The 10,544-nt window shown below is 44.5% G+C and carries 10 protein-coding genes; 9 read left to right on the forward strand and 1 reads right to left on the reverse strand.

Translation table 11 applies throughout. The features are described from left to right. From AC37HE_RS03475 to AC37HE_RS03510, 8 genes are all read left to right on the forward strand, one after another. The coding region (locus tag AC37HE_RS03475) for a hypothetical protein (protein WP_500781391.1) at positions 1–184 on the forward strand (184 nt) is incomplete at its 5' end. 15 nt (positions 185–199) lie between these two features. Further along, positions 200–637: an MFS transporter gene (locus AC37HE_RS03480; protein WP_500781392.1), complete on the forward strand. Its 438-nt coding sequence runs from the start codon at positions 200–202 to the stop codon at positions 635–637. A gap of 11 nt (positions 638–648) precedes the next feature. After that, positions 649–939 (forward strand): hypothetical protein, encoded by a 291-nt coding sequence (locus AC37HE_RS03485; protein ID WP_500781393.1) that lies wholly within the window; start codon positions 649–651, stop codon positions 937–939. Positions 940–1,175: 236 nt separating this feature from the next. After that, complete coding sequence (hemN, locus tag AC37HE_RS03490; protein ID WP_500781394.1) at positions 1,176–2,552, forward strand: oxygen-independent coproporphyrinogen III oxidase; 1,377 nt, start codon at positions 1,176–1,178, stop codon at positions 2,550–2,552. Continuing rightward, positions 2,553–3,902, forward strand: a complete 1,350-nt coding sequence (hemG, locus tag AC37HE_RS03495) for a protoporphyrinogen oxidase (RefSeq protein ID WP_500781395.1) — start codon at positions 2,553–2,555, stop codon at positions 3,900–3,902. It begins immediately after the preceding gene. 13 nt (positions 3,903–3,915) lie between these two features. Further along, positions 3,916–4,812, forward strand: coding sequence for an oxygen-dependent coproporphyrinogen oxidase (gene hemF, locus AC37HE_RS03500; protein ID WP_500781396.1), 897 nt, complete (start codon positions 3,916–3,918; stop codon positions 4,810–4,812). A 214-nt stretch (positions 4,813–5,026) separates the two neighbouring features. Then, positions 5,027–5,533, forward strand: coding sequence for a PEGA domain-containing protein (locus AC37HE_RS03505; protein WP_500781397.1), 507 nt, complete (start codon positions 5,027–5,029; stop codon positions 5,531–5,533). A gap of 309 nt (positions 5,534–5,842) precedes the next feature. Next, complete coding sequence (locus AC37HE_RS03510; protein ID WP_500781398.1) at positions 5,843–8,023, forward strand: TlpA family protein disulfide reductase; 2,181 nt, start codon at positions 5,843–5,845, stop codon at positions 8,021–8,023. Between the two features lie 337 nt (positions 8,024–8,360). On the opposite strand, the gene AC37HE_RS03515 is transcribed toward AC37HE_RS03510, so the two are convergent. After that, positions 8,361–9,080 carry a DUF6261 family protein gene (locus AC37HE_RS03515; RefSeq protein ID WP_500781399.1) on the reverse strand — a complete coding sequence of 240 codons (720 nt, stop codon included), beginning with the start codon at positions 9,078–9,080 and terminating at the stop codon, positions 8,361–8,363. 717 nt (positions 9,081–9,797) lie between these two features. On the opposite strand from AC37HE_RS03515, the gene AC37HE_RS03520 reads away from it, so the two are divergent. Continuing rightward, the coding region (locus AC37HE_RS03520; protein WP_500781400.1) for a carbon-nitrogen hydrolase family protein at positions 9,798–10,544 on the forward strand (747 nt) is incomplete at its 3' end.

Here is a 10,544-nt window from a genome sequence, read left to right on the forward strand (position 1 = left end):
GGGTGAAAAATCGGTTGCGGGTAGTCCGTTGGGAAGCCCGGCCCTAACCAAAACCATGCTGGAGTTTTGTGTCCGTCACTCCATCTATCCAATCGTTGAAGAGTTCCCGATGGAAAAGGTGAATGAAGCGATGGCACATCTAGCAGCCGGGAAAGCAAGGTATCGCATTGTACTAAAAGTCTAACTATTTGCTGTTATTATGCTTGTTCCGTTAATGTTGAAAGAACGTCCTGAAGAAAGGCTATATCCCTGGTCTGAAGGGCAAACATCTCCTGAGGCCCAAAAATACCAGTTAACCAATTGGACAGTCATGGTGAAAAGTTTGTTTCGGGTGTTTTTTCTGCCAGTCGGATTAATGATCGGTGTGGCCACTTTTGTCTATGCCATTGGGACCAGCATGCTTAATAACTTAATGCCCGTTTTTACGGTTCAGAAATTGGGCTGGACAGATGTGGAGTTTTCTCATATCTTTTCGATGGTGAACCTTATTGCAGGAGTCCTCGGCATGTTTTTAGGTGGAGCCATGATCGATTTGTTTGGACGAATCCGGATGATTTCCTTGTATGCAATTGCTTTGGCGATTCTTGTAATGGGATTTTCTTTTATGGATCAATTTTGGGAAATGAGTATTTTCTAATCGGCTTTGTCGTGGTCTTTGCTATTCTGGGGATGTTTATGACAATCGCTTTTCTGGCAATTGCCATGCAGTTGTGTTGGAAACGTGTTGCTGCTACCCAGTTTACGCTTTATATGGCGATCCATAATATGGGACTTTCTGTTGGAGCCTGGTTGATGGGGGAGTTGAAAACATATTGGGACTGGCCGCTTGTTTTTAGAGCTTATCTTCCGTTTATTATTCTCTTCCTGGTCATCATGCAGTTTGTGAATTTTGATAGGCATCAAAAAGGGATTCAGGCCTTGGAGCAGCGCTATTCCTGAAATGAACAATGATTCTTTAGTAATAGCGTATGTTTGCTAAATTGGTCGCTAAAAAATACGAAGAAAAGCACCCATCTAAAGGGTTTGATTCATCTCAACTTTTTTAACTTTCATAAGTCTTTTTCGGTCTCTTTTATTTTTCCTATTTTAGCTTCGTTCACAGAAGCTGAATCGCCCCATTACTCCTGTTCTGTTGCGTTGTTCCTGCGAATTTACAACTGAAAATTTGACAAACTATGAAGATACCAGTCGACCTGATTGAAAAATACAATGTGCCGGTTCCTCGTTACACGAGTTATCCCCCGGCAAACTTTTTTGAGGATAGCTTTGGAACGACCGACTACCTGAGGGCAGTTGAGCAGTCGAACGGGGAGAAACCTGAAAATATTTCCATTTACATTCATATTCCTTTTTGTACACAACTTTGTTTGTACTGTGGTTGTAATACGCATATCACACGTGATCAGGAATTGATGCGCAGTTATGTTGATGCGCTGAAAAAGGAAATTTACATGATCCGCCCCTTGCTGGATCGTAGCCGGAAGGTTTCTCAAATTCACTGGGGTGGTGGTACACCGAATGCTTTGCCAGCTTCCTATATTGGAGAAGTGATGCGAATCCTGACATCCGAGTTTGAATTTATCGATCATCCGGAGGTGGCTATTGAGTGTAACCCGGCATCGCTGGATGAAAAATATATTGCTGATCTGGCCTCGTTCGGATTTAACCGGATAAGCATGGGCGTGCAGGATTTTCGTGAAGATGTGCTCAATGCTGTTCATCGTGAAGTGCCAACCATTGCCATTGCTGATTTAGTGCGGATGATCAAGTCGCACCCGGGCATGTCGGTTAACCTGGACTTTATTTACGGGTTGCCCTTCCAGACAGCCGAGTCCTTTGCCGATACGATAGCCAAAGCGATTGAGATCTCTCCCGATCGGTTGGTGACCTTCTCCTATGCCCATGTGCCTTGGGTGAAAAAAGCGCAGCAAAAGTTGGAAGAGTATGGTTTGCCATCTGCTGATGAGAAAGTGAAAATGTTTGAAACGGCTTGGGTGCAGATGAAAGCAGCCGGCTATGTGCCAATCGGGCTCGACCACTATGCCCGGCCGGAGGATGATATGAGTAAAGCTCTGCAATCGCGAACGCTGCACCGGAACTTCCAGGGCTATTGTACACGCGAAACCACCGGGCAGGTTTATGCTTTCGGGGTAACGGGAATTAGTCAGCTCGAAAATGTGTATGCGCAGAATGCCCGTACTGTAAAGGAATATTTAGAGCATATCGACCAGGGAGCACCCTTGGTGGTGAAAGGATATGCCATGACCGATACCGAAAAAATTATTCGGCAGATTATCAACGAAATTATGTGTAACCAGTATTTGTCGTGGTCGCGCATTGGTGAAGAATTTAACCAAAAGCCGGAAGACATTAAAGCACTGTTGAACTTCAGTAATGAAAAGCTGGAGCCTTTCGTCGCCGACAATTTACTGGAATACAACGACGATGAAATTATCATCAGCGATTTGGGACGCTTTGTGTTGCGCAATATTGCAGCCGTTTTCGATATTCATGTAGGCGATCCCAATCGTAAATTCTCAAAATCAGTGTAAATGAGTCAAAAAGTAGCTGTTATCGGAGCCGGCCTGACAGGCTTAACCACGGCTTATTACCTGCGAAAAAAAGGAATAGATGTAACTGTTTTTGAAAAAGCCGATAAAGCCGGAGGTGTTATTCAAACCTACCGGCAAGATGGCTTTACCTACGAAAATGGCCCCAGTACCGGCGTATTGGGAACGCCCGAAGCCGCTGAGCTGATTGAAGAATTGAGCGACTTGTGTAAACTCGAAATAGCTGATGAGGATGCCAAGTACCGCTGGATCTGGAAGGGTGGCCGCTGGGTGGCTTTACCCTCGGGATTGATCGGTGGTATTACGACGCCGCTTTTCTCCTTTGCTGATAAATTGCGTTTGTTGGGTGAACCCTTTCGAAAACCGGGAACCAACCCGAACGAATCGCTGGCCGAGCTGGTGCGGCGTCGGATGGGTAAAAGCTTCCTGAAATATGCCATCGATCCGTTTATTCTGGGTATTTACTCTGGCGATCCGGAGCGTTTGGTGACTAAATATGCGCTACCAAAGCTTTACAACCTGGAGCAGAAATATGGCAGCTTTATCGGTGGCACCATTAAAAAAGCCAAAGAGCCCAAAAGTGAGCGCGATAAAAAGGCGACCCGCGAGGTATTCTCGATGCATGGTGGCCTTTCAAATTTAATTGATGCATTAGTCTATAAAATAGGTTCGGAACGAGTGGTTCTGAATGCACAAAATATTGCGGTAACACAAACCGCTAATGGGTACGAACTATCATTCGATGGTCAGGAACCGGTTACTTTCGACCAGGTGATCTCGACAGTGGGAGCATGGGCCTTACCCGAAATTTTCTCATTCCTTCCGAAGAAAGAACTGGTCGACATTATTCAACTGCCTTATGCCAAAGTGGTGCAGGTATCAGTTGGTTTCCGCAAGTGGGAAGGTATTTCGCTGAAAGCTTTCGGCGGATTGGTGCCTTTTTGTGAAAACCGGCGTGTGCTGGGGGCACTGTTTCTGTCGTCCTTCCTGCAAAACCGGGCACCGGAGGGTGGTGCGCTAATCTCCACATTTTTAGGTGGTGTACGGCGTTCCGATATGGTTGAATTGAGCGACGAAGAGATTAAAAAAATTGTTGAGGCTGAATTAAAAGAGATGCTTGGGCTAACAAAATGGAATCCCGATTTGTTAGTGATTAACCGGTACCAACATGCGATCCCGCAATATGGTGTTGAATCGGAAGCTAAGTTGGAAGCAGTGGAAAAGCTGCAGCAACAGTTTCCGGGGCTTTACCTGGCGGGCAACCTGCGCGATGGTATTGGCATGGCCGATCGCATGAAGCAAGGATGCGAGCTGGCTGCATTGATTGACTAAGCTTTAAATCAACATGAGAAAAGAACGCGTTGCCACAGATTACCGAAACCTGCAACAAGCGATTTGTAAATTACTGGAACATGCCGATGGTGGTACCACCTTTCAAACCGACCATTGGACAAAAGACATCGGCGAAGGCTATACCATGGTGTTTCGTGAAGGTAATGCCATTGAAAAAGCAGCCGTTAACTTTTCGGTCGTGAGCGGTCCGGTGACCGATACGATGCGTCAGGCTCTGAATATTGAAGAAGGGCAGGAGTATTTTGCCAGCGGCATTTCATCCATCATCCATCCGCGCAACCCGCATGTGCCCATTACGCATATGAATGTGCGCTATTTCGAATTGAGCTCGGGGATGTCGTGGTTTGGTGGCGGAATCGATCTCACACCTCACTATGTCGATCGCAAGGAAGCCGGTTGGTTTCACCGGGAGCTGAAAACCATTTGCGACCGTTTTAACACCGATTATTATCCTGATTTTAAAAAGTGGGCCGACGATTATTTCTACCTGAAGCACCGGGAGGAAACCCGTGGCGTTGGTGGTATCTTCTTCGACCACCAGTCGGCAGCCGATGATTTGGCTTTTGAGCAGTTGTTTGCCTTTACCAAAGATTTGGCACAGGCTTATCCGCGCATCTACATTGAGCTTCTGAATGCTAATCGCGACAAAGCGTTTACCGCGGAGGAGCACAAATGGCAATTGCTACGTCGTGGCCGCTATGTGGAGTTCAACCTGGTGTACGATCGGGGTACCAAGTTCGGACTGGAATCCAACGGGCGCACCGAGTCCATTTTGCTGAGCATGCCGCCTTTGGTTTCGTGGGAATACGACTATCGCCCTGAAGCTGGCTCCCGCGAAGAAGAAACCTTAAATCTCCTGAAAAAAGATATCGACTGGGCTTCATTTTAAATTGAAGCTAAGTCTCGTTTATTGACCGGGTGACTTCGAGTCACCCGGTCAATTTGTTCTCGGCTGTTGATGTCTGCCTTCGAGTCACCCGGTCAATTTGTTTTTGCTGTTTTATGTTTTAAAACTATTCCTTTTACTCGGGTTATTTTCGATCTCTTATTGTATGTTAATATTACGACAACTATCTTCAACCTAACCAATAATCTTAACCGATATGAAAAAAAATCATCTTGTGTTGAAGGTCGCTGTCGTAATGGTAGGCCTGTTTTTATTGTCAAGTTGTGCTTCAATTGTGAGCAAAGGCAACTACCCCTTATCGATCTCCAGTAATCCGATTGGTGCCAAAGTGAGCATTACCGATAAAAGCGGAACTGAGATTTTTGTTGGTAACACACCGGCATCAGTTAAGTTGAAAGCCGGCGCAGGATTCTTTGCCAAGGCTGAATACCAGGTGAAACTATCGAGCCCGGGCTATGATGACAAAGTTATTCCGGTTCACTTCAAGATGGATGGCTGGTACTGGGGGAATATTCTTTTTGGTGGCTTGATTGGAATGTTGATTGTCGATCCGGCAACCGGTGCCATGTGGAAAATCGAAGATGGCTACATTAACGAAACGTTGACCGGTGCCCCTAATGCGATGGCAAATCCTGAAATTAAAATTGTCGATATCAATGATGTTCCTGTAAAACTGAAAGAACATCTCGAAAAGTTGAATTAATCCAAAATCGAACAAATTTTTTTCTTCCGATTGACCGGGTGACTCGAAGTCGCCCGGTCAATTTGTTTTCAGGCCGTCTCTAATTTAGATTCATTTCAATTTAAGCTATTTTAAGTTTTCTATAAATATTTTAAACAATAATAGTGTTAAATTGAATGACGAATACTATTAAAAACCAAATAACTACTACTTATTATTATGAATCAAAAACCTGACCCTATCGAAACAACTCATACTTGTTTCGATTCCTTCCATTCCTGCTATTTCATATTCCTTTTTTTTCGCAAAAACCATTAAAACAATTAAACAATGAAATTTTCAGTGAGTTTTTTAGTATTGCTATGCGCCTTTTTCGCGACGGCGCAGGCCGGGAACGTGATCAAACATCCTGTCGCGGAGTTTCAAAACAGTGGCATTAACTATGTGACCCGAATCGAGTTGACCGATACAGCAACTTTGGTCACCGTAGAAACCCGCTTTCTGAAAGGCTGGTGGGTTAGTTTCTCTCAAGAGGATTACCTGCGGGATTGTGCAACGGGTGATCAATACTTCATGAAAAACCTGATTGGCGGCCAAATGGGCGACCATATTTACATGGGCGAATCGGCCGATAGCTCCTTTGTCTGTGTGTTTCCGCCACTGCCGGCTACTGTAAGTAAGGTTGACTTTGGCGATAACGTTTTTGGTATTTCACTGGATGAAAAGTCCGGGAAGCCAAAAGCTCCGAAGGTTCCGGGTGAGGTTTCTGCCTGGCTGAACAGCAAATCCCAAGGTGTTGAACGCCCCGAGCCTATTTCGTTCGATTCTCCTGAATTTTTCCGGACCGATACTGCTCACCTGTACGGTTATATCCAGGGCTTCGATAAGCGTGCGGGCATTGAGAATGCAATCATCTATTGCCGCGATGATATTAAGCGAAAGGATTATCCGGTGGTTGTTCACTTTTCCGACGATGGTCGCTTTTGGGCTGCTGTTCCGCTGCAATACCCGCGAATCGTAGATCTGATGATTGATAAACAATTTGGAGTGCCTGTTTACCTGGAGCCGGGACAAAGTGTTGGTGTGTTGCTGAGCTGGGACGATTTTCTGCTGTCGGATCGAAACCGCAATACCCGGTATCAATCGCAGTACACCAAATTTATGGGGCCCCTGGGCGATTTTAACCAGCAACTGATTGCTTTTGAGCCCACCTTTTTGCGTGGTAAGCATTTTCAGCAAAAGCTCGTTAAGCTAACGCCTGATCAGTTCGAAGAAGATCGGTACCCGGTTTGGGATGCTGACCAGAAACGGCTGGATGCTTATGCAAGCGAACACCACATCAGTGCTCAGGCCAAAACTTTACTGGAGGCCAACCTGCAGGAGTTTTATGGGAACCAATTCTTCAATTTTGCCATGAACCGATGGTTCAAGGCTCGTAAAGACACGGCTAACGAGGTGTTAAAGGTGCCGGTAACGAACGATTATTACCGTTTTCTGGATCGGATGGATCTGTCGTCTAATGCCCTGCTTGTGCCGTCTGATTTTGGAATATTTATCAACCGATACGAGTATATGGAGCCATTTCGAAACAGTTCTTTGCAACCGTTTATTCCCCGGGTTCCGAAGAAGTCCTTACACGACTATTTAACCGAGGAAAAGGTTGGATTAACACCGGAGGAAGCTGATTTTCTTCAGCGAATTTCCCGGGGGAATCCCAGGCCTGAAGATATCAAAGCTTTAAAGGCAGATTCGGTTGTGAGCAATCAGATAAATGAGAAATACCGAGCTCAAATTAAAGACTGGGCCTCGAAATACCTGGCTCCGAACTCACGATTAAGCTTGTTTGAGCGGAATCTGCAGAGATGGGCCGAAAAAAAACAATTTTTGACCGACAGCCTGGGTATGCAGGCTGAACTGCCTTTCCAAATCGCAAAAGTGCGTTCGCTGCGCTCCTTCAAATCAATGGATAGAGAGGAGGCTCAACAGTTTTGGGAAGCCCTGAAGCTAGATATTCCGCAGGAGTTTTTGGTGGCTGCGGGCGATGAGCTGATGGCCGAACTGTATCCCGACGAGCAGCCCGAAGCCTACGAAATTCCAGCCGGTGAGGCCGGCGATTTGTTTCGGAAGATCATAGAGCCTTATAAAGGCAAAGTGCTCTTTGTCGACTTCTGGGGAACAACATGTGGCCCGTGTGTAGCCGGTATTAAGCGCATGAAAGAAACCCGCGATCAGTACCGCGATCATCCCGATATTGACTTTGTCTTTATCACCGGCGAAAGAGTGTCGCCCCGGGAAGAAGAATATCAACAATTTGTCGACGAACAGGAGATGGTAAATACACATCGGTTAAGCAAAAGCGATTATTACCTGATGCGTGAGCTGTTTCACTTCAACGGTATTCCACATTATATTGTGATCGACAAAGAGGGAAAGGTGCTCAACGACGATTTCAACATGTACAATTTCAATCGCGAATTGCCCAGGATCGTACCGGGTATTTCCAGCCTTTAATTTCTTTGGATTGACCGGGTGACTTCAAGTCACCCGGTCAATTTGTTCTCAGCTGTTGATGTCTGGCTCGAAGTCACCCGGTCAATTTGTTTTAGACAAGCCGGAATAAATTTTCTCCTCTTTTTGGTAGGGTAAATTGCTGGATGGGTGGATTACTAGCAAATGAACACGGGACAGTTTAGGTTTTAGATTCGGAAATATAGAAGAAAATCCGATCTCATGATCACTTTTTTCAGATTTAGAGAGAGCAGTAAAAGCCGGGTAGGGACCCGGCTTTTTTGTTGGTTGATTTGAAAGTGCATCCCTGACAGTCGTTACAGGGCGATTCAATTATCTCTTATTCTTCATTGTCTTCTTTATTATTACCTCGTTTCTTGACTATCTCGTTGGTTTCTGCAATAATTTGTTTAATGGTCGCTGCATATTGGCCGTAAGTAGCTTCATCGGCAACGAGCATACCGTCCAGAAAACGGATTAGTTTGTCATTCACCAACGGAAGCAATTCGCGCTTGATCGTAGTTGCGCTTTCCAGTTTTCCTTCTTGGGCCAGCTCTTTCTGGAAAGCCAGTTTAGCAGCGCTAAAGGTTTCCTGTGAAGCTTGTAAAGTAGCAATCAGCTCACTGCAACCGGCTACAGCAGCTATAGAATCCTGAAGGTTTGCTTTAGTTAAATCCTCCAGCATCGAGTTCAGTAGGGATGTTTCTGTATCGTAATTCTCTTGGGTTACCGAGAGACCATAGTTTTCTAAAACTTTAAAAACTTGAGAAGCGGCAGTTTGCACAGCGGGGTCGGGGTTATAGGTAGCACCATTTACCAATTGGTATAAAGCATGATGATCAGTATCGCGTTTCTCATCTTTGACTTCCAGGTCCGATTCTGCCTTTTGGCGTTTAATAGCAGTTGTTAGTTCCTGGTTTTTCGGGTCAATCTCGCCAAAAATCGCATCTAAAGCAGTATTACCCGCTAACGATCCCTGGTGATAGGCGTCGCTTAATCGGCCGGTCGTAGCATTGACCTCCGAATTACGACATTTGTAAAGTAATTTTTCAATTTTCATATTCTTCTGTTTATAAGAATAATGAAGCAGGTGGATTATTACTGTCCTGTAGAATAATCGGGATGCCTTCGCAAATCGTTATTCAAGTTATGACAAATAATTGACTTGATCATAATCGATTCCAAATTTTTGTCAGTATAAATTGTGAAAATAGGTTCAAAAGGTAATGGTTAAGGCCTGTTTGTTCATGCCTCAGTAAATCGATGGCGCCGTTAACAAATGTGCGAGCCTCCACTTTCCTTTGGGGAAGCCGTTAACAAATGTTGAAACCTTGCCCAGCCGCTGGGGAGACTATTAATAACTGTTTGAAGCTCGCCCCGTCGCTGGGGATGCTGTTAACAAATGTGCGTGCCTCCACTTTTTGCCGGGGAAGCCATGAACAAATGTTAATGCCCTTAATTGCGTTCGGAGAGCGCATTAACAAACATTCATGGGTAACCGAAATTAGAAGGCTATGAACAATGATTTGTTCTTGCTTGTGCTCTTTTCTTCTTCTAAAGCGAGATCCTGTTGAAAGCCCGTTAAAAAGAAAACTATTCCTATGTAAAGTTATTGAGCTGAGTTTTGTAAATTGTTGGGGAAAAGAAAACAGCAGTATACTGCTTGTATAATAGCGGGCTATATGTACGGGTACATATAGCCAGAACGTTATATGCAATTTTGACCTATTTTTAACGCTAACTGATTTTTATAAAACCAAATAAAACGAAGTAAATAATGAATCGAAAAATAAAAGGTATGAGACTTAACATTTTTATGTTAGTTATAGTGATATTAACAATAAGTTGTACTAATGAAAAGCATATACGGGTTGCGGCAATTCAGCTTCATGTTAAAGTGGGAGAATTTGACGCTAACCTTAAGAATGCAGAAAAATATATTCGAAAGGCATTTGAAGGCGACGCAGACCTTGTTCTAATTCCCGAGTTTTTTACCTCACCCGGGTTTGGTTTTCCTTTCGATCAGAAGGTCGTGGACGCCACAGAACCCCTTGAAGGGAAATCACTGAATCTGCTTAGGTCACTTTCCAAAGAATACAACGGAATCATTGGAGGATCTTTCCTTGCCTTTCACGGAGAAAATATCTATAACAGCTTTGTACTCGTATTTCCCGACGGAAAATATTTTGTTCATAATAAGGATTACCCAACCTATAACGAGAATTGTTTTTACACAGGAGGAGACGATGATGGTGTCTTTGAGACCGAAATAGGAACTATTGGGGTAGCATTATGTTGGGAATATTTGCGTACCGAGACTGCAAGAAGAATGGTGGATAAGGTGGATCTTGTGATAGGCGGATCCTGCTGGCCTGCATTTGAAGATCCTGAACAAAAAGTGGATACGAATAACCTGGCTTTATTGCAAAATGCACCAACCGATTTCGCAACTCTGTTAGGTGTTCCGGTAGTACATACCAATCATGTGGGAAAGGTAACAGACAACTATACCTGGAAAGACGAA

This window comes from Mangrovibacterium sp. (assembly GCF_059905295.1).